This is a genomic window from Microbacterium aurantiacum (assembly GCF_040532595.1).
In the GTDB taxonomy this organism is placed as follows: Bacteria; Actinomycetota; Actinomycetes; order Actinomycetales; family Microbacteriaceae; genus Microbacterium; species Microbacterium chocolatum_B.
Genome location: NZ_JBEVYX010000001.1, coordinates 325,024 through 342,825 on the forward strand (window position 1 = coordinate 325,024; position 17,802 = coordinate 342,825).

Annotated in this window: 20 protein-coding genes and 1 tRNA gene; 8 read left to right on the forward strand and 13 right to left on the reverse strand. The window is 71.6% G+C overall.

Annotation, left to right across the window (positions count from 1 at the left end):
- Positions 1-31: 31 nt before the first annotated feature.
- The 4 genes from ABXJ56_RS01625 to ABXJ56_RS01640 all read right to left on the reverse strand — a co-directional run bounded on the left by ABXJ56_RS01625 (position 32) and on the right by ABXJ56_RS01640 (position 2,270).
- On the reverse strand, positions 32-235 hold the full coding sequence (locus ABXJ56_RS01625; RefSeq protein ID WP_053547918.1) for a cold-shock protein: 204 nt from the start codon (positions 233-235) through the stop codon (positions 32-34).
- Positions 236-363: 128 nt separating this feature from the next.
- Complete coding sequence (locus ABXJ56_RS01630) at positions 364-939, reverse strand: LytR C-terminal domain-containing protein (protein WP_353998000.1); 576 nt, start codon at positions 937-939, stop codon at positions 364-366.
- Between the two features lie 44 nt (positions 940-983).
- Positions 984-1,229, reverse strand: coding sequence for a DUF3263 domain-containing protein (locus tag ABXJ56_RS01635; RefSeq protein WP_353998001.1), 246 nt, complete (start codon positions 1,227-1,229; stop codon positions 984-986).
- A 9-nt stretch (positions 1,230-1,238) separates the two neighbouring features.
- The gene (locus ABXJ56_RS01640) at positions 1,239-2,270 is read right to left on the reverse strand and encodes a DUF2332 domain-containing protein (RefSeq protein WP_353998002.1); all 1,032 of its coding nucleotides are present in this window, start codon (positions 2,268-2,270) and stop codon (positions 1,239-1,241) included.
- A gap of 113 nt (positions 2,271-2,383) precedes the next feature.
- Here ABXJ56_RS01640 and msrB point away from each other — a divergent pair, with 113 nt between their 5' ends.
- Positions 2,384-2,791, forward strand: coding sequence for a peptide-methionine (R)-S-oxide reductase MsrB (gene msrB, locus ABXJ56_RS01645; RefSeq protein WP_353998003.1), 408 nt, complete (start codon positions 2,384-2,386; stop codon positions 2,789-2,791).
- Positions 2,788-3,330 carry a nitroreductase family protein gene (locus ABXJ56_RS01650; RefSeq protein ID WP_353998004.1) on the forward strand — a complete coding sequence of 181 codons (543 nt, stop codon included), beginning with the start codon at positions 2,788-2,790 and terminating at the stop codon, positions 3,328-3,330. The genes msrB and ABXJ56_RS01650 overlap by 4 nt, the downstream gene beginning before the upstream one ends.
- A 3-nt stretch (positions 3,331-3,333) precedes the next feature.
- Here the strand turns inward: ABXJ56_RS01650 and ABXJ56_RS01655 are convergent, their stop codons facing one another.
- The 3 genes from ABXJ56_RS01655 to ABXJ56_RS01665 all read right to left on the reverse strand — a co-directional run bounded on the left by ABXJ56_RS01655 (position 3,334) and on the right by ABXJ56_RS01665 (position 5,394).
- The gene (locus ABXJ56_RS01655) at positions 3,334-4,287 is read right to left on the reverse strand and encodes a DMT family transporter (RefSeq protein ID WP_353998005.1); all 954 of its coding nucleotides are present in this window, start codon (positions 4,285-4,287) and stop codon (positions 3,334-3,336) included.
- Positions 4,288-4,301: 14 nt separating this feature from the next.
- Positions 4,302-4,374 (reverse strand) — tRNA-Thr (locus tag ABXJ56_RS01660).
- Positions 4,375-4,413: 39 nt separating this feature from the next.
- Positions 4,414-5,394: a DsbA family protein gene (locus tag ABXJ56_RS01665; RefSeq protein ID WP_353998006.1), complete on the reverse strand. Its 981-nt coding sequence runs from the start codon at positions 5,392-5,394 to the stop codon at positions 4,414-4,416.
- A gap of 250 nt (positions 5,395-5,644) precedes the next feature.
- Here ABXJ56_RS01665 and ABXJ56_RS01670 point away from each other — a divergent pair, with 250 nt between their 5' ends.
- Complete coding sequence (locus ABXJ56_RS01670; RefSeq protein ID WP_353998007.1) at positions 5,645-6,751, forward strand: ABC transporter ATP-binding protein; 1,107 nt, start codon at positions 5,645-5,647, stop codon at positions 6,749-6,751.
- An 80-nt stretch (positions 6,752-6,831) separates the two neighbouring features.
- The gene (locus tag ABXJ56_RS01675; RefSeq protein WP_353998008.1) at positions 6,832-8,136 is read left to right on the forward strand and encodes a DUF4032 domain-containing protein; all 1,305 of its coding nucleotides are present in this window, start codon (positions 6,832-6,834) and stop codon (positions 8,134-8,136) included.
- A gap of 7 nt (positions 8,137-8,143) precedes the next feature.
- On the opposite strand, the gene ABXJ56_RS01680 is transcribed toward ABXJ56_RS01675, so the two are convergent.
- The 3 genes from ABXJ56_RS01680 to ABXJ56_RS01690 all read right to left on the reverse strand — a co-directional run bounded on the left by ABXJ56_RS01680 (position 8,144) and on the right by ABXJ56_RS01690 (position 12,264).
- On the reverse strand, positions 8,144-8,785 hold the full coding sequence (locus ABXJ56_RS01680; RefSeq protein WP_353998009.1) for an NAD(P)-dependent oxidoreductase: 642 nt from the start codon (positions 8,783-8,785) through the stop codon (positions 8,144-8,146).
- Between the two features lie 72 nt (positions 8,786-8,857).
- Entirely contained in the window at positions 8,858-10,075 is a 1,218-nt protein-coding gene (locus ABXJ56_RS01685; RefSeq protein WP_353998010.1) for a dihydrolipoamide acetyltransferase family protein, read from the reverse strand.
- Entirely contained in the window at positions 10,072-12,264 is a 2,193-nt protein-coding gene (locus ABXJ56_RS01690; protein WP_353998011.1) for an alpha-ketoacid dehydrogenase subunit alpha/beta, read from the reverse strand. Before ABXJ56_RS01690 ends, ABXJ56_RS01685 begins: the two co-directional genes overlap by 4 nt.
- A 153-nt stretch (positions 12,265-12,417) precedes the next feature.
- On the opposite strand from ABXJ56_RS01690, the gene ABXJ56_RS01695 reads away from it, so the two are divergent.
- Entirely contained in the window at positions 12,418-12,942 is a 525-nt protein-coding gene (locus ABXJ56_RS01695) for a VOC family protein (protein ID WP_353998012.1), read from the forward strand.
- Positions 12,939-13,631 (forward strand): GntR family transcriptional regulator, encoded by a 693-nt coding sequence (locus ABXJ56_RS01700; RefSeq protein WP_353998013.1) that lies wholly within the window; start codon positions 12,939-12,941, stop codon positions 13,629-13,631. Before ABXJ56_RS01695 ends, ABXJ56_RS01700 begins: the two co-directional genes overlap by 4 nt.
- Here ABXJ56_RS01700 and ABXJ56_RS01705 read toward each other — a convergent pair.
- On the reverse strand, positions 13,616-14,653 hold the full coding sequence (locus ABXJ56_RS01705) for a ketopantoate reductase family protein (protein WP_353998014.1): 1,038 nt from the start codon (positions 14,651-14,653) through the stop codon (positions 13,616-13,618). The two genes, ABXJ56_RS01700 and ABXJ56_RS01705, sit on opposite strands and share 16 nt — an antisense overlap.
- Positions 14,654-14,812: 159 nt before the next feature.
- Here ABXJ56_RS01705 and ABXJ56_RS01710 point away from each other — a divergent pair, with 159 nt between their 5' ends.
- Positions 14,813-15,124 (forward strand): Dabb family protein, encoded by a 312-nt coding sequence (locus ABXJ56_RS01710; protein WP_353998015.1) that lies wholly within the window; start codon positions 14,813-14,815, stop codon positions 15,122-15,124.
- A 5-nt stretch (positions 15,125-15,129) separates the two neighbouring features.
- Positions 15,130-16,209, forward strand: coding sequence for a zinc-dependent alcohol dehydrogenase (locus ABXJ56_RS01715; RefSeq protein WP_353998016.1), 1,080 nt, complete (start codon positions 15,130-15,132; stop codon positions 16,207-16,209).
- Between the two features lie 24 nt (positions 16,210-16,233).
- Here the strand turns inward: ABXJ56_RS01715 and ABXJ56_RS01720 are convergent, their stop codons facing one another.
- Both ABXJ56_RS01720 and ABXJ56_RS01725 read right to left on the reverse strand, forming a co-directional pair.
- Positions 16,234-16,932 (reverse strand): helix-turn-helix domain-containing protein, encoded by a 699-nt coding sequence (locus ABXJ56_RS01720; RefSeq protein ID WP_353998017.1) that lies wholly within the window; start codon positions 16,930-16,932, stop codon positions 16,234-16,236.
- A gap of 85 nt (positions 16,933-17,017) precedes the next feature.
- Positions 17,018-17,725 (reverse strand): SDR family NAD(P)-dependent oxidoreductase, encoded by a 708-nt coding sequence (locus ABXJ56_RS01725; RefSeq protein WP_353998018.1) that lies wholly within the window; start codon positions 17,723-17,725, stop codon positions 17,018-17,020.
- Between the last annotated feature and the right edge of the window lie 77 nt (positions 17,726-17,802).

Sequence of the window (17,802 nt, forward strand, 5' to 3'; positions counted from 1 at the left end):
CGACGCGGGCCGGATGCCGCGGTGGACGGGATCAGGCGACGACGCGCACGGACTCCGCCTGCGGGCCCTTCTGACCCGAGCCGACGGTGAACTCGACGGTCTGCCCCTCCTCGAGGACGCGGAAGCCGGTCATGTCGATGTTGGAGTAGTGGACGAAGACGTCCTGGCCATCCGTGACCGTGATGAAGCCGAAGCCCTTCTCGGCGTTGAACCATTTGACGGTGCCCTGGGTCATGCTGATCTCTCCTGCTGCTGGTGGGACAGCGTCATCGTATGCATGCGGCGGGGCCCGGAACGGGGCCGAAGGGCACTTGTTGACACGGCCGAACCGAAGTGTTTACCGCGCCGAAACACCGGGTCCGATCAGGGGGCGTCGGGGGCCGGTTCCCCGCCGTCGGTGCGATCCACGCCCAGCACGATCGTGAGCTGCGAGCGTTCGGGATCCGCCGAGGGGTAGGCATCGCTCTGCTCGATGCGCGCACCGCCGATGACGTCCGCGAGCCCCGCGGCGGCCGCCTCGTCCTCGGGGGCGACGTAGTACACGGTGGTCTCGGGGAAGTCGGTCGAGCCGGCTTCGCTGGCGAGCACGTCGTCGGCCGCCCAGCCGGCGGCTACCACGGCGTCCTTCGTCTGCGTGGCAAGGCCCGCGGCATCCGTGGCGTTGAGGATGAGCACCTGGTACGCCGTGTCGACGACGGGCGTCACCGCGGGGGCCGTCGCCGTCGGTGCGGGTTCCGCCTCGGCGGGGAACAGCTCGATGCGGCCGGAGAGCAGGAGACTCCCGAAGATGCCGAGGACGATCAGGATGACCGTCGCGACCGCCGACCACAGCAGGACGGCTCCAGCGCGCATGCGCGGGTTCTCGGCGCGGTGGGCGCCGACGCGCCCATGAGCGGGGACGTCGTCGAAGCGATCCTTCGGGTATCGGTTCTTCGGCACCTGACGATGCTACCGGCCCGACTCCGCGAGCCCCGAAGCGACGGTCACCCGAGCCGGACCCGGGCGGCGCGGTCGCGCAGGCGCTCGTCGCGCAGGCGCCGGAGCCGCTTGACGAGCATCGGGTCGTGGGCCTGGGCCTCGGCGGTGTCGATGAGACGGCCGAGCAGCTGGTAGTACCGCGCCGGCGTCAGCGCGAGCTCGGCGCGGATCGCCTCTTCCTTGGCGCCGCCGTGACGGTGCCACTGCGCCTCGAAGTCGAGAAGGGCGCGGTCGGCGTCGGAGAGGGGCACCCGCTCACGCTAACGCCGGGGCCGGTCGGATCCGTGGCGCCACACCACGCGGGCGCCGAGCGGGTCGACCACGGCGAGCGGTTCCGCGTCGAGGGCGAGGACGAACCCCTCCGCGTCCGCGGGCACCGGCCCCCGCCACGCGTCGTGCAGCGAGGGCGGGTCGACGGTGATCCACCGCACCGGTCGGCCCGCGATCTCGCCGCCGGCGAGGAGTTCCACGACGCGCTCGCGCCCGGCGCGCGGGATGTGCGGGAGGACGCCCGGGGTCGTCACCACGAGGGTCAGCTCCTCGGGGACGACGGATGCCGCACGGGAGAGCACGGCGGGATCGGACGCGTCCCCGCGCACGAGCACCGGCGGAGCGTCGCGCGCGATGTCCAGAGCGGCACGGATGCGGTCCGCGCGCCCCTCCTCCCCCGGCCACGCGAGCGTCTCGAGGAACCGTCGGTCGTCGGGGTCGGCGGCATCGCGCGGCTCGAGGTCGATGCCTCCGCGCCAGCCGATGCGCGGCATCCGCAGTCTCGGGTGTCCCCGCAGCTCCGCGCGGAGGACGACGCGCGACGCGCCCGCGGCGGGATCGAGGGCGTGCGTCTGCCCGCCGCGGTCGAACCGATAGGAGTATCGGTCGGGGTAGAGGCACAGGCCCGCGCTGGCGCCGAGCTCGAGCAGGGCGACGGGTCCGTCGATGAGGGACAGCGCCGGAAGAAGGGCCGCGCATCGCAGGGGCTCGTTGGTCTGCAGGCTGCGCCGGGCGGTCTCGACGATGAGCGCCTCCGCGTGCGCACGCCCCCACACCGCCCACGCGGGGAATCCCTCGAGCGGAGCACCGAGCAGACGGGACACGGCGAACACCAGGGGCGGCTGACGCCGGACGGCGGGGATCCGCGCGAGGATCCCGGCGATCTCAGGATCCTCGGCCACCCCGGTCGCCCACTCGGCGTACAGCGCCGACCGTCCCGGCGCCTCGTCGCGGGCGAACCGCGCGTAGCGTGCGCGGACGGCCTCGACGTCCTCGGGCGCGGCGGCGGGTGCGGCATCCATCCCCCCATTCTCCCGGCGGACGTCCAGTCACACGGGAACACCGACCCCCGACGCACGGTTGAATAGGAACGACCGCGGCCGTTCCTAGTGCCGCGGAGAGGCACGGAGGACCCATGAGCTACGCCGTAGACAAGAACGACGACCAGTGGCGCGCCGAACTGACCCCCGAGCAGTACGCCGTGCTGCGCGAGGCGGGCACCGAGCGTCCGTGGACCGGTGAACTCCTCGACGAGAGCCGCGCCGGGCTCTACACGTGCGCGGCCTGCAACGCCGAACTGTTCAAGAGCGGCACCAAGTTCGACTCCCACTGCGGATGGCCGAGCTTCTACGAGTCGATCCGTCCCGAAGCGGTCGAGCTCATCGAGGACCGGAGCCACGGCATGGTGCGCACCGAGGTCCGCTGCGCCGCGTGCGGCTCGCACCTGGGGCACGTCTTCCCCGACGGCTTCGGCACGCCGACCGGCGACCGCTACTGCATGAACTCCATCTCGCTGAACTTCACGCCCGAACCCTCCGCATGACCGGAGTCCGCGAGGCGGCGCTCGCGCGCCGCTCCTGCTCCAAGGTCACCGACGCCGCGCCCGAGCCCCCGGAGCTGCTCGATCTCGTCACCGCGGCGGGGCGGGTCGCCGATCACTCGTCGCTCCGTCCGTGGCGGCTCATCGAGATGCGCGGCGACGATCGACTGCTCCTCGGGCGCGCACTGAACAAGGCCGACGGCAAGAAGGGCGTGTCTTCGAAGGCGCTCCGGGCACCGCTCGTGATCGCGGTCGTCGCCAGCTACCGCAAGAGCAAGGTGCCGCGCTGGGAGCAGGAGGCCGTCGGAACCGGCGTCGCCCACATGCTCAGCCTGCTGCTGGACGACGCCGGGTGGGGCGTGTTCTGGCGCACCGGCGAGCACACCCGCGCGAAGAAGGTCGCCAAGGCCCACGGGCTCCGCAAGAACGAGGAGCTCCTCGGCTGGCTCTACGTGGGCGGGAAGCCGGCGAAGGAGCGCTCCTCGCACCGGAAGACCATCGATCCCACGGCGTTCGTCGGACGGATGCCGGGCGCGCGCTGACCGTCAGCGCCGACGTCGCCGCGGGCGCGCCGCCGCCACGGCGACCGAGGCCAGGGCGAGGGCGATCATGAGCGCCCCCTCGGCCGGGCCGGGGGTTCCCGGGGCCGGCCACGCCAGATCGATCAGCAGCGACGACACGAGCTGCCCGACCACGACGCCGAGCCCCAGGAGCAGCACGCCGGTCTTCTGCACGATCGCCGCCGACAGGAAGATATACGCGACCCCGAGCGCGCCGCCGAGGTAGACCCAGCCGTCGGTCGGCGCCGGTGCGGGCGGGCCGGTGAGGATCACGTGGAGAGCGGCCACGGCGAGGAGCAGGACCGTCCCGCCGGCGAAGTTCACCAGCGTCGCCACCAGTGCCGAGTCGATGCGCTGCCGCAGCCGACCGTTCGTCGCCTGCTGCCACGCGATTCCCGCGCCGACGAAGAACGGCAGCACCGGCATCCACCAGGGGATGTCGCGCAGACCGGGGCCGGTCAGTGCCAGCGCCACCGCGGTCACCGCGAGCGCCCCGCCGATCAGACGCGGCACGGTCACCGCCAGGACTCCGCCCGGGGCGTAGCCGACGCGGTCCAGCACGAGTCCCGCGACCGTCCCGCCGGCGACGGACCCCACCGTGTACAGCGCCACCCCGATGATGCCGACGGTCAGTCCCTGGGTCGCCACGGAGAAGGCGCCCGCGGCGCCCCCGGCGCACATCCACCACGGCACGGCGTGCGCGCGCACGGCGGTCGCGAGCCGCCGCAGGCCCGCACGGCCCGCCGGAGAGAGCAGGCACACCGCGAGGACGAGGACGAGCCCGGAGGAGAACGACACCGCGGCGGCGACGAAGCCGTCCTCGAGCCGGACGCCCAGCTGCCCGTTCACCCGCGCCTGGAGGGCGGTGAGCACGCCCACGAGCACGGCTCCGCCGAGGGCGAGAGCACCGGCGAGCCGTGACACAGCCGGGTCCGGCATCCGCGCGGTCATCGAGCCGACGACGGGACTTGAACCCGTAACCGCCCGATTACAAGTCGGGTGCGCTACCAATTGCGCCACGTCGGCAGAGCGCCCAGTCTAGCGGCGCCCGCGACACGGTCCGCGTCAGGGCGTGGGGGTGCCCGACGACGTCGGCGTCGGGCTGGGAGTCGCCGCCTCGCGGTAGTAGGTGTCGCTCGCGACCGTCAGCACGAACTGCGAGAACTCCTTCGGGTCCGTCAGCGCGCCCACGTACGGGGTGCCGTTGACGAGGATCGTGGGGGTTCCCGTCAGCGCGACGCCGTCGGTGTCGGGGAGGCCCTCCAGGGCGCGCTCGGTCGCGGAGTTCGCCCAGGAGACGAAGGACTGCTCTTCGATGCACTCGCGCACGACCGAGGGACGCTCGACCCCCGAGGCCTGCGCGATGACGGCGAGCTCGTCGTCGGTGTACCCGTCCTCTTCCACGTTCGGCTGCTGGTTCAGCAGCGTCTGGTTGAACGCGAAGAAGGCGTCCGGCGAGTGGGTCGCGACGCAGGCGGCGGCGCCCGCCGCGCGCAGGGAGTACTTGGTGCCGTTGGACTTGGCGGTGAGCATCGCGACCGGGTAGTAGGTGAGCTCGGCGGCACCGTCCTCCACCCACTGCGACAGCTGCTGGACATTGGCCAGCTGGAATTCGCGCGAACCGGTCGAGAGGTAGTCGACGTACACGCGGATGTCCACGGCGGGGCGCGCCGTCGCTTCGGGCGTCGGCTCGACGGTCTCCTCCGCATCGGCCTCGGGGGTCGGGGTCGCGGTCGCCGCACCGGCGAGGGCGTCGGCCACGCCGGCGTCCTCCGCCACCATACTCACCCCGGCGACCGCCGAGACGGTGAAGCCGTCACCCGAGACGTTCTCCGGGCTGAGCGTGGGCTTGGACGCCGACGACGACACCGCGTAGGTCACACCGACCGCACCCGCGGCCACCACCGCGACGACCACCGACGCCAGGGCCACCGATCGCGCGATGCGCGCTCGGGATTGGCGGACCCGCACCTGCTGGGCCTTCTCGCGCACCGCATCTCGGCGGTCGCGGGGCGCAGGAGCGTTCGGGGTTTCGTCGCTCGACATGGAACCTCTCGCAAGACGTGTGGCCGGGCCTCCGGCAGGCGGCGAACGGGGGCGTTTCGCGGCCGAGGAAGATGCTAACGATCCATTCTGGGAAATGGCCAGACACCCCATCCACGTCCGCCGTACCGGCTCCGGGCGGTCCGTGGCATACTGAGCGGAGCGTCCGACGAAGGGCGCGCGGGTCAAGCCCCGCTCATTCCATCACTACGGATCGTCCGGCACGTACCTGCCGGTGAAGGAGAAGAGAACAATGGCGTCCGTCACGTTCGACAACGCAACCCGCTTGTACCCCGGAGGCACCCGCGCCGCCGTCGACAAGCTCAACCTCGAGGTGGGCGACGGCGAGTTCCTCGTCCTGGTCGGCCCCTCCGGCTGCGGCAAGTCCACGTCGCTGCGCATGCTCGCCGGCCTCGAAGAGGTCAACTCGGGCCGCATCCTCATCGGCGACCGCGACGTCACCGACGTGCCCCCGAAGGACCGCGACATCGCGATGGTCTTCCAGAACTACGCGCTGTACCCCCACATGACCGTGGCCGAGAACATGGGCTTCGCCCTGAAGATCGCCGGCGTCGGCAAGGAGGAGCGCGCCTCCCGCGTCCTCGAGGCCGCCAAGCTCCTCGACCTCGAGCAGTACCTCACGCGCAAGCCGAAGGCCCTCTCGGGTGGTCAGCGTCAGCGCGTGGCCATGGGTCGCGCGATCGTGCGTCAGCCCCAGGTGTTCCTCATGGACGAGCCGCTGTCGAACCTCGACGCCAAGCTCCGCGTCCAGACGCGTACGCAGATCGCCTCGCTCCAGCGCCGCCTGGGCGTCACGACCGTCTACGTCACCCACGACCAGACCGAGGCCCTCACCATGGGCGACCGCATCGCGGTGCTCAAGGACGGCATCCTCCAGCAGGTCGGCAGCCCTCGCGACCTCTACGAGCGCCCGAACAACGTGTTCGTCGCCGGCTTCATCGGCTCGCCCGCGATGAACCTGTTCCCGTCGAACCTCGCCGAGGGCGGCGTGCAGTTCGGCTCCGAGGTCGTCCCGCTCGACCGCGACACCGTCGGCCGTGCCCACGGCAGCCAGGTCACCGTGGGTGTCCGTCCCGAGGACATCGTCGTCGGCCCCGCCGACGGCAAGGGCCTCTCGGTCACCGTCGACCTCGTCGAGGAGCTCGGCGCCGACGGCTACCTGTACGGCCACACCGACATCGACGGCAAGCGCACCGACATCGTCGCGCGTGTCGACGGCCGGCGTCACCCCAACGCGGGCGACACCGTCACCCTCGCCGCGACCGCGGGCCACGTGCACGCGTTCGACATGGAGACCGGCGAGCGCCTCAACGACGCTCCGGTGATCTCGGGCAACTAAACTCACCACCGCGGCGCGGAGGGTCCTACCGGCCCTCCGCGCCGCAGCCGTTTCCGCCCGTCTCGCCCCCCGGGAGTCCGATGTCCGACGCACTGCGCATCACCGCGAGCTCGGTGGATCCGGGCCTGCTCGCCCTCCCCTGGTCGACACCGCTGGCCGACTGGCCGTCGCACCACATCGTCTTCCTCCCCAAGGGCCTCTCCCGTCACCTCGTGCGCTTCGCGAACCTCTCCGGGCGCGTGGTGGCCATCAAGGAGACGACCGAGGAGATGGCGCGCCGCGAGTACGACATGCTCGGGAACCTCTCCCGCCTCGACGCGCCGTGCGTGGAACGCGTCGCGGTGATCGCGGGACGGACGGATGCCGAGGGCTCACCGCTCCCGGCGGCACTCGTGACGGCGCACCTGAAGTTCTCGCTCCCCTACCGGGCACTGTTCACGCAGATCCTGCGCCCTGACACCGCGACCCGCCTCGTCGACGCCCTGGCGGTGCTCCTCGTGCGTCTGCACAACGTCGGATTCTTCTGGGGCGACGTCTCCCTGTCGAACACCCTCTTCCGCCGCGACGCCGGCGCCTTCGCCGCCTACCTCGTCGACGCCGAGACCGGTGAGCTGCACGAGACCGGTCTGACCGACGGACAGCGCGCCCACGACCTCGACGTCGCCCGGACGAACATCGCCGGCGAGATCATGGACCTCGAGGCGGGCGGGCGCCTGGAGGGCGGCGTCGACGCCGTCGCGATCGCCGACGGCATCATGTCGTCGTACCACTCGCTGTGGGCCGCGCTCACCGACACCGAGACCTTCGGCTCGGACGAGGCGTGGCGTCTGACCGAGCGCGTGCAGAAGCTGAACGCGATCGGCTTCGACATCGGCGAGATGTCGATCACGACGACCCCCGACGGCACACGCGTGTCGATCCAGCCCAAGGTCGTCGACGCCGGACACCACCAGCGACGCCTGCTGCGCCTCACCGGCCTGGACGTCGAGGAGAACCAGGCTCGGCGCCTGCTGAACGACCTCGACGAGTTCCGCGCGCGCATCTCCCGGCTCGGCGCCGACGAGGAGATGGCGGCGCACGAGTGGCTGACCCGCGTCTTCGAGCCGGTGGTGCTGGCGATCCCGTTCGATCTGCGCGCGAAGCTCGAGCCCGCCGAAGTGTTCCACCAGGTGCTCGAGCACCGCTGGTACATGTCGCAGACCCGAGGGCGCTCCGTCCCGCTCGCCGAGGTGCTGACGAGCTACATCGACGACGTCCTGCGCCACCGCCGGGACGAAGCGACCCTCATGGGCCCATCGACCGAGACGATGTCGCTCCCGGTCGTCACTTCCGCCGTCCCCGTGGTCGACGAGGACGACGACATCGACTGGCGCGACCTCGTCTGACGCGACCTCAGTAGCCGACGGTGAAACGCTCGCGGGAGTGGCGGGGGTTCTCGATCTCGTCGACGACGGCGACGGCGAGGTCGGCGCCGGAGATGAAGGACTCGCCGTCGGCATCCGTCACCAGGACATCTCCGCCGTCGCGGTATGTCCCGGTGCGCTCGCCCGGGTTCCAGGCCCCGAATCCGCCCGCGGGGTGGACGTAGAACCAGTCGTGGCCGCGGTCGTCGGCCTGGAGGTCCTCGAGGATGCCGATGGCCTCGAGCGCCTCGGGCTTGTACTCCTCGGTGAAGGACGGCTGGTCGATGAGCCGCTCGCCCCCCGGGGAGACGAGGCTTCCGCCGGCGCCGCCGATGACGCCGATCCGGACGGTGTCGGGAAGGAGGTCGACCAGGGCGGCGACGTTCCGCCGGACGTTGCCGAGCATGTCCCCGCGCGCGGCGACGGTGGACACGACGACGTCGACGCCCTCGAGCTCGGCGACCAGGCTCGGGACGTCGAGGATCGTGCCCTCGACGTACGTGGCCCCCGCGACGCGCTCGGCGGGGAGGGTGCGTGCGACGGAGACGACGGTGTGACCGCGTCGGACGGCTTCGGCCACGATGTGGCTTCCCGCGTATCCGGTGCCACCGATGACGGCGATGCGTGCCATGGAGAGGTCCTTTCCTGAAGGATCGTCAGAGGGATCGCGTCGTGAAACCGCCGCGGGCGGGAGGGCATTCCCTCAGAGGAGCAGGCCGAGCGGATTCTCCACGTGCCCCACGAACGCCGCGAGCCACTGCGCGGCCACGGCTCCGTCCATGACCCGATGGTCGGCGGACAGCGTCACCGTCATGACCGTGGCGACCTCGAGGGTCCCCTCCGCGGACACGACCGGGCGCGGGGACGCCGCCCCGACGGCCAGGATGCCGGCGTGCGGTGGGTTGATGATCGCCGAGAACTCCGTCGTGCCGTACATGCCGAGGTTCGACACGGCGAACGACCCGCCCTCCAGTTCGTGCTGCTTCAGACGTCCGGCGCGGGCGCGCTCGGCGAGGTCCCGCACTTCCGCCGCGATCACCCCGAGGGTCTTCGTCCGAACGTCATGCACCACGGGCGTGACGAGCCCGCCTGGGATCGAGACGGCCACGCCGATGTCGACGGCGTCGAAGCGTCGGATCGCGTCGGGCGTCCAGATCGCGTTGGCGTCGGCGACATCCGTCATCGCCGCCGCCACCGCTTTCAGCACGATGTCGTTCACGGACACCTTCACGGCGGTGCGGGCGTTGATGCGGGTGCGGAGGTCGACCAGCTCGTCGACGCGGCAGTCGGCGGTGAGGAAGAAGTGCGGCACGGTGGTGACGCTCTCCGTCAGCCGTCGCGCGATGGCGCGGCGCATGGCCGTGTGCGACTCGTCGCGGAACGCCGGCGCGGACACGGTCGCCGGCGCCGGACGGGGCGCGGACGACGGTGGTGTCGTCGCCCGCGGCTCCGGGGCGTGCTGCGGGACCGGTGCAGCGGTCCCGGACGACTCCCCCGCGCCGGGGACGTCGAGGTCCCGCCGCACGATCCGCCCGTGCGGACCCGACCCGCGGACGGTGGTGAGATCGATGCCGCGTTCCCGTGCGAGGCGGCGCACCAGGGGGCTCGCGAACAGCCGCGAGGGCGTCGGCGCCGCCGCGGCCACCGTCGAGACCGGGACGGGAGGTGCCTCAGCCGGCTCCCCCTCCCCGGCGAGCACGGCGATCGGATCGCCGACGGCGACGGAGGTCCCCGGCTCGACCAGGAGCGCGGCGACGGTCCCCGCCTCCTCGGCTTCGTACTCGACGATCGCCTTCTCGGTCTCGATCTCCGCGAGCGGCTGCCCGGCGCTGACGGTGTCGCCGACCGCGACGAGCCAGGTCTGCACGGCCGCCTCGGTGGCTCCGGCGGCGAGCGCCGGCATCCGCACGGTGATGCTCACGACCGGCCTCCCCAGCCCTCGCGCACCCGCTCGAGGCCGGCGACGACCTCTTCGGTCCGCGCGATCGCGGCGCGCTCGAGCACCTTCGAGATGCTGGGGCTCGCCTCCCCGCCGGTGACGCGCTCGATCGGCTGGTCGAGCCAATCGAAGAACCGGCGCTGGAGCTCGTCGGCGAGCCAGGCGCCGTAGGAGGTGCCCCGAGCCCCCTGCTCCACGATCAGGACGTTGTTGGTCTTCCGGATGCTCTCGCCGATCGTCTCCCAGTCGAGCGACGCGCGGTCGAGCCACCGGAGGTCGATCACCTCGGCATCCACCCCGGTCTGTTCGACCGCGTCGAGCGCGTGCCCGACCATGGAGAGGTAGGTCAGCACCGTGACCTCGGCCCCGCGGCGCCGGACGGCGGCGGAGCCCGGCGGGATCACGTAGTCGAGATCGTCGGCGGGCACCCGGTCGGTCACGCCGTACAGGTCGACATGCTCGATGACCAGCACCGGGTCCTCCAGGGCGAGCGCGGCGTTCATGAGCCCGACGTAGTCGGCGGCGGAGGATGCTGCGACGATCCGCCAGCCGGGGCTCGTCGCGAAGATCCCCGCCGGGTCCATCAGGTGCTGCGACCCGTACCCCGACCCCAGGGCGACCTTCGTCCGCAGCACGAGCGGCAGGGTGTTGTTGTCGCCGAACATGTGACGGGCCTTCCCGACCTGGTTGAACACCTGGTCGGCGGCGACCCAGAGGAAGTCGGGGTACATGAACTCCACGACCGGGCGGAAGCGCCCGTCCAGGGCGATGCCGCCGGCGAGCCCGAAGAACGCGTTCTCGCTGATCGGCGTGCCGATCACGCGTTCCGGGCCGTAGGTCTTCGCCAGGCCCTTGGTCGCGCCGTTGGTGCCGCCGTTGAGGCGGTGCACGTCCTCCCCCAGCACGATGATGCGCTCGTCCGTCGACATCCGCCGGTCCATGACCGCCGCGACCGCGTCGACGAACCTCGTCTCGCGCCACTCGCCCTCGCCGGGGGCGGGTTCTCGCGCCTCGAGGGTTGCGAGTTCCGACGCATCCCCGCGGACGCCCCGATCCACGTTCGCGGGATCGGGCCACAGCGACGGGCGGATGCGGTTCCGCCCGGCGTTGTCGGGGTCCTCCTCGACGAGGGCGGCCACAGCGTCCGCCATCGCGGAAACGGCCTGCTCCCGCACCGCTCGGCCGCCATCCTCGGTCAGCAGCCCGAGCCGGGTCATCTCCGTGGCGACGCGCTCGATCGGGTCCCGCGCCCGCCAGGAGCCCTCCTCCTGCTTCGATCGATAGCCGAAGGCGCTTCCCGGGTAGGGACCGTTCTGGTGGAAGTAGCGGTAGACCTCGGCCTCGACGATCGCCGGCCCCTCCCCCGCCCGCATCCGCGCGAATGCCTCCTGGCAGGCGAGATGGACCGCGAGCGGGTCCATCCCGTCCACGCGCCACGACGGGATGGCGAAGCCCTGACCACGGACCGAGAAGCGCGGATCGGCGCTGGCCTCGTCGGCATGGGTCGACACCGCATACAGGTTGTTCTCGATGAAGTACATCACCGGCAGCTTCCACACCGCCGCGAGGTTCATCGACTCCAGGATCGACCCGATCTGCGCGGCACCGTCCCCGAAGTAGTTGATCGACAGATCGGTGGTGCCCGCGTGCTTCTGCGCCCAGGCGTTGCCCGTCGCGATCGGGGCGCCACCGCCGACGATCGCGTTCGTCCCGAGCGCGCCGGCGTCCAGCCACTGCAGATGCATGGACCCGCCGCGTCCGCCCGAGAAGCCCTGAGCGAGCCCGAGGATCTCGGCGAGCGTGCGCTGCAGGAGAGCCCGGAGGTCAGGGGTGACAAGACCGTCGAGACGCAGCGCGCCGCCCGAGACGTGCGCGATCGCCTTCGCAAGGAACTGGTGGTGCCCGCGATGCGAGCCGTTGACGGCATCCGTGGATCGAAGCCCTGCGATCGAGCCGACCGCGCCGCCCTCCTGTCCGATGCTCGAGTGCGCCGGTCCGTGGACGAGGCCCTGCGCGGCGAGGTCGAGCACGGACTCCTCGAACGCGCGGATGAGATGCAGCTGGCCGAGCATGGTCGCCAGCAGCGCAGGGTCGGCAGCCGCCCAGTCCTCCGGGGTGGTGCGCAGCTCCGTCCAGGGGACGCCGGTGTGCAGCGGGTGGTGCTCGGGCATGTCGTCTCCGTCGATGCGCATGCGAGTAGGTGGATCGAACGGTACGCCGGATTGCATCCAATCGCAAGCATGCGGAGGAACGAAGGCGGGACGGGATGGCACTCCGCTGCGACCTCTGGATACAATTCGGACACCGAGCACGAGGAGGTCGCCATGGGGATTCCCGGCATGCGGGGTGCGGACCACGTCGGGTTCACCGTCCCCGACCTCGATGAGGCCGAAGCGTTCTTCGTGGACGTGCTCGGCGCCGAGCGGATCTACACCCTCGGCCCGAAGCGTGCCGACGACGAGTGGATGCGCGTCCAGCTCGGCGTCCATCCGCGCACGGAGATCCGCGAGATCCGCTTCTTCCGTCTCGGGCACGGCACGAACGTGGAGCTCTTCGCCTACGACAGCGCGGACGGCCAGGCCCCCGCGCCCCGCAACAGCGACATCGGCGGACACCATCTCGCCCTCTACGTCGACGACATGGATGCCGCGGTCGCGCATCTGCGCGCGCACGACGTCGAGATCATGGGTGTTCCCGTCGCCAGCGCCGGCGCCTCGGCCGGTCAGCACTGGCTCTACTTCCGGAGCCCCTGGGGCATGCAGTTCGAGCTCGTCAGCTTCCCCGACGGCAAGGCCTACGAGCGCGAGGGCGGCACCCGGCTCTGGCACCCCGCACGGCCCGCCGAATGAGCGACGCATCGCCCCGCACGCGTGACGGCGATGCGGGCATCCGGATCGCCGACGGCGTGCGCGCCGGCATCATCTCCGGCACCCATCCGCCGGGCGCCCGCATCCGGCAGGAGGATCTCGCCGCGCAGTACGGTGCAAGTCGCGTGCCCGTGCGCGAGGCGATCCGGCAGCTGGAGTACGAGGGGCTCGTGACGGTGGTCCCGAACGCCGGCGCGTGGGTGGTGCGCCTCACCCTCGCCGAGTGCGAGGAGATCTACCGCATGCGGGAGCGCCTCGAGCCCCTCCTCCTGCAGTACTCGGCGCCGCATCTCGGCACGACCGACATCGACGAACTGCACACGCTCGCCGAGCAGATCACGGCCACCGGCGACGACACCGACGCCTTCCTCGCGCTGGACACCGCGTTCCACTTCGCCAGCTACGCCGGTGCGCGCACCGCGCAGCTGGGCGATCTCGTCGGGCGCCTGTGGAACTCCACGGCTCCCTACCGGCGCGCCTACGTGTCGTCCTGGTCGGCGGATGCCCGCCGGATCGCCCACGAGGAGCACCACCTCATGATCGCCTCGCTCCGCGACGGCGACACCGCCGAGGCCGAGCGGATCCTCGCCGGGCACATCCGACGGACGCGCCGTCACCTCGCGCGGACGCCGGAGATCTTCGACGGCGCGGGGGATCACCGCGTGACGTGATCGACCGCGGCCAGCATCTCGTCGATGAGCCCGGGAGACGGCATCCGTCGCCCCTGCTCCACCTCGAGGGCGAGGCGGACGATCGCGGCGTTGACCGGGGTCGGGATGCCGCACAGCACGCCGTGGGTGACCACCTCGCCGTTGAGGTCGTCGACCTCGCTGTGCCGGCCCTTGGTCCAGTCCTGGAGCACGGTGGTGGTGGCCCCGGGGACGACGAAGCCGGAGAACAGTCGGTCCGTCATCACCTCCACCACGCCGCGCGGGTCGCGCAGGTCGTCCTCGTCGAGGCCGAAGATGGGCAGCGTCTCGTGTCCGAGCGCCTCCCCGACCGCGAGCGCCTCCTCCCCCGCCGCGACCATCACCCGACGGAAGCCGGGAACGTGGAGCGCGTCGAGCATCGGCAGCCCCAGGAGGGCGGAGGGGACGAGCAGGGTGCAGTTGCTCACCAGCTTCATCCACTTCGCCGCGGCGATCTTCGAAGTGACAGCGACGGTGCCGGCGTGGGCGAGGATCCGCCGGATCTCCTCCACCCGGTCCACCGGGCCGCCGCGGAGGGCGCCGAGCGCGAACCACGAGCGGCTCACACCGGTGTGCCGATGGATCACTCCCGGCTCCGACATCGTCGACGAGCACTCGATGACGCACCCGAGGGTGCGCTCGGCTCCCACGACCTCGGCGATCTCGGGCGCGGTCATCCCGTTCTGCACGCCGACGAGAAGACCGGTGCCGGCGAGGTAGGGCTCGATGAGGCGCGTCGCCCACGGCGTGTCGTAGGCCTTCATGAGCATCAGCACGACGTCGAACGGCTGCGTGAGCTCCGCCACCTCGCACAGGTGCAGGACGCGGGGATGGACGTGCAGGTCGCCGTCCGGCGAGAACACGCGGAGGCCGTCCGCACGCATCGCCTCCACGTGAGCGGGCCACTGCTCGATCAGGGTGACGTCGAGCCCTGCGGCGATGAGATCGGCGCCGAGGGCGGCGCCGTTCGCTCCGGCGCCGAGGATCGCGATGCGGGGGGACATGAGCTCCCTCTTCCTCGAGGTGAACGTGTGCGACTCCCCGCACGATACAGCATGGATGTACACGACGCGCTTGATCACCCGGGATTCTGCGAGCTACGCTGACCAGTGTCAACTGTGACTGGACACGTTCGTCGACGTCGACGAAGAGAGCGGGCCCGCATGATCCTCCACCTCGTCTCCTTCCGCTTCCGCGAGGGTGTCACCGACGCGGACGTGGATCGCCTCACCGCGGCGCTGCGCGAGATGGCGGCCGGCATTCCGGAGCTGCTCTCCTATGTCGCCGGTCCCAACCTGCACCTGCGACCCGGGGGCATGGATTACGCCGTCGCGGCGGTCGTCGCGCGTCCCGAGGATCTGGACACCTACCTCGATCACCCCGCGCATCTCGCGGTGTACGACGCGCACCTGTCGGAGATGCTCGCCGAGCGGGCCGCCGCGCAGCTGCCGCTCACCGACGGCACGCTGCGGTGAGGACCATGAGGGCCGCGGTCCTCCACGACGTCGGGGACCTCCGCATCGAGGAGGTGCCGAGGCCGACGCCCTCCGCCGGCGAGGTGCTGATCCGCGTCGCCGTGACCGGGGTCTGCGGGTCGGATGCGACCGAGTTCGGTCGCGGACGGGTGCTCGCACGCCCCCCGGTGATCCTCGGGCACGAGTTCGCCGGGACGATCGAGGAGACGGGGCCCGGTGTCTCCGGCCTCCCGCCCGGGACGCCGGTCGTCTGCGGCGCGGGCGTGTCGTGCGGTGAGTGCCGGCCCTGCCGGACCGGACGGACGAACCTCTGCCGGTCGTATCTCACCCTCGGCTTCGGCCTGGACGGAGGCCTCGCCGAGTTCGTCGTCGCCCCGGCATCCGTCGTCCTCGATGTCGGCTCTTCGGGCCTTCCCCCCGACACCCTCGGGCTCACGCAGCCCATGGCGATCGCCGTGCACGCCGTGCGGCGCAGCGGCTTGCGCGCCGGGCAGGACGCGGTGGTGGTGGGCGCCGGCGGCATCGGCGCGTTCATCGTGCACGCAGCGGCGGCGACCGGCGCCCGGGTGCTGGTCGTGGACACCACTCCTGCGCGCCGGGACCTCGCCCGATCCCTCGGCGCCGCCGAGACGATGGTCGCCGGGTCCGCCCCGCTCGCCGACGTCCTCGCCGAGCGCGGGTTCGATCCGGAGGTGTTCTTCGAGGTGTCCGGGTCCGCGGCGGGTCTTCACTCGATCCTCTCCGCCGCGACGCCGGGAGCGACGATCGTTCCGGTCGGGATCCAGCGCGGAGAGCCGTCGCTCCCCCTCGGCTCGTGGACGCTCCGCGAGTACACGATCGTCGGCACGGTCGCCCACGTCTTCGCCACCGACGTCCCGGAGGCGGTGCGGCTGCTCGCCGCGCGCGGGGACTGGTCCGACGTCGCGGCGACGGTGCTCCCGCTCGACGACCTCGTCGACGGCGCGCTCCGTCCACTGCTCGAGGGAGGTCGCACGCAGATCAAGACCCTGATCGATCCGCGGGCGACGGAGCGTCGCCCGGCACGGCACGGCGCGCCGACCGGCACCGCTGCGGCGACCGTCTGAGACGGGGTGTCACCCCGCCGGCGATCAGTCCATCCGCTCCATCGCGCGGAGGACGTCGACGGCCGATGCCGGGACCGCAGGCTCGACGAGGACACCGGGTGCGGCGGGCGCGGCGAGGTTGTGCGCGCGTCGCCCGAACACGAACCAGACACCTCTCGCCGGGCGGTCCGAGAGGTTCGAGAACATGTGCGGCCGCATCGAGTCGAAGCTGAGCGAGTCGCCGGCGCCCAGAGTGAACGTGTCGAACTCCAGCTGCAGCGTCAGCTCGCCCTCGAGGAGGTAGGCGTACTCCACGCCCGCATGCCGCATGAGCTTGCCCTCGATCGAGCTGCTCGCCCCCGGCTGATAGGTCACCAGCAGCGCGTCCGCAGGCCCGTCGGCGGTGGCCGCGAGCTTCTCCCAGCGGACGCCGTTCTCCATCTCGATGACGGGGTACTCGCTCGACCGCTGGACGGTGGTCGCCGCGGGGCCTCCGGCGACCGGCGCGGCGGATGCGGCATCCGCGGCGCCGGGGACCCCGGAATCGCGACCGACGAGATCGTCGAGGGAGACCCCGAGGTGCGCGGCGAGGGCGAACAGCGTCGAGACCGACGGCTGCGTGCGCCCGATCTCGACCTGCGAGAGGAGCGATGCCGAGACGCCGAGGGCCTGGGCCACCGAGCGCAGGCTCAGGCCACGGGCCGTTCGCACCTCGCGCAGGCGCGCTCCGAGACTGTCGCTCACGATGCCTCGCCTTCCGACCGCAGCCGGGCGGCGCGGGTCCCGTCATTGTAGAGCAGCACTTCACGCTCCCCGGGAGGCGCGTCGCCTACAGCAGTGCGGTTCCGCGATCGACGTGCAGGTTGACCGCCGAGACGCCCCTGTTGCGCAGCAGGAACTGCGTCGCGTCCACGACATCCGCCATCGTGGCCAGCCTCCCGCCCGGAGTGTGCCGCTCGTACTGCTCGAGGACGCCCGCCGGTTTGGTCGCCCAGAACGGGCTGTCGCCGATGATTCCCGGATGCACGGCGTTGACCCGGATGGGGGCGAGTTCCAGCGCGAGCGTGTTCACGAGCCCGGTCACCCCGCCGTTGATGGTCGATACGGTCGTCGAGCCCGGGTAGGGCAGATCCTTCGCCCGGCCGCCGAACAGCACGATGCCCGTGTCGACGGAGTCTTCCATTCGATCCAGGAGCGCACGGACGACGGCGGTGTATCCGACCAGCTTGAGCGTCACGAGCCGCATCGCCCGGTCGACGTCGTACTCGCGCACCGTGTTCGCGTCGCGCTCGATGGCCGCGAGGACCAGACCGTGCACCGGCCCGACGCCCGCGAGGCTCGCAGCGACGCCGTGCGGCTGGGAGATGTCGAGCGCCATGCCGGTGGCCGCCTCGCCGAGATCCGCCGCGACCGCCCGGGCGCGTTCGGCATCCCGGCCGGTGAGGACCACCCGCTCGCCGCGGGCGATGCAGTCGCGCGCGAGTTCGAGGCCGATCCCCGAGGTCCCCCCGACGATGACGATGGTGCGTGCGCTCACTTCTCCTCCTCGAGAAACAAGTAGGGCTGGACAGGCATGTCCAGTACAGCTTTACTGGAGTCAACCCGACGGGCGCG

Coding starts and splice junctions, on each gene's coding strand:
- ABXJ56_RS01640 (WP_353998002.1), bottom strand. CDS start 2,270: ATGGATGCCGCACCCGCCGCCGCGCCCGAGGACGTCGAGGCCGTCCGC.
- ABXJ56_RS01680 (WP_353998009.1), bottom strand. CDS start 8,785: ATGGCACGCATCGCCGTCATCGGTGGCACCGGATACGCGGGAAGCCAC.
- msrB (WP_353998003.1), top strand. CDS start 2,384: ATGAGCTACGCCGTAGACAAGAACGACGACCAGTGGCGCGCCGAACTG.
- ABXJ56_RS01665 (WP_353998006.1), bottom strand. CDS start 5,394: ATGTCGAGCGACGAAACCCCGAACGCTCCTGCGCCCCGCGACCGCCGA.
- ABXJ56_RS01695 (WP_353998012.1), top strand. CDS start 12,418: ATGGGGATTCCCGGCATGCGGGGTGCGGACCACGTCGGGTTCACCGTC.
- ABXJ56_RS01650 (WP_353998004.1), top strand. CDS start 2,788: ATGACCGGAGTCCGCGAGGCGGCGCTCGCGCGCCGCTCCTGCTCCAAG.
- ABXJ56_RS01690 (WP_353998011.1), bottom strand. CDS start 12,264: ATGCCCGAGCACCACCCGCTGCACACCGGCGTCCCCTGGACGGAGCTG.
- ABXJ56_RS01700 (WP_353998013.1), top strand. CDS start 12,939: ATGAGCGACGCATCGCCCCGCACGCGTGACGGCGATGCGGGCATCCGG.
- ABXJ56_RS01655 (WP_353998005.1), bottom strand. CDS start 4,287: ATGCCGGACCCGGCTGTGTCACGGCTCGCCGGTGCTCTCGCCCTCGGC.
- ABXJ56_RS01670 (WP_353998007.1), top strand. CDS start 5,645: ATGGCGTCCGTCACGTTCGACAACGCAACCCGCTTGTACCCCGGAGGC.
- ABXJ56_RS01675 (WP_353998008.1), top strand. CDS start 6,832: ATGTCCGACGCACTGCGCATCACCGCGAGCTCGGTGGATCCGGGCCTG.
- ABXJ56_RS01710 (WP_353998015.1), top strand. CDS start 14,813: ATGATCCTCCACCTCGTCTCCTTCCGCTTCCGCGAGGGTGTCACCGAC.
- ABXJ56_RS01625 (WP_053547918.1), bottom strand. CDS start 235: ATGACCCAGGGCACCGTCAAATGGTTCAACGCCGAGAAGGGCTTCGGC.
- ABXJ56_RS01715 (WP_353998016.1), top strand. CDS start 15,130: ATGAGGGCCGCGGTCCTCCACGACGTCGGGGACCTCCGCATCGAGGAG.
- ABXJ56_RS01705 (WP_353998014.1), bottom strand. CDS start 14,653: ATGTCCCCCCGCATCGCGATCCTCGGCGCCGGAGCGAACGGCGCCGCC.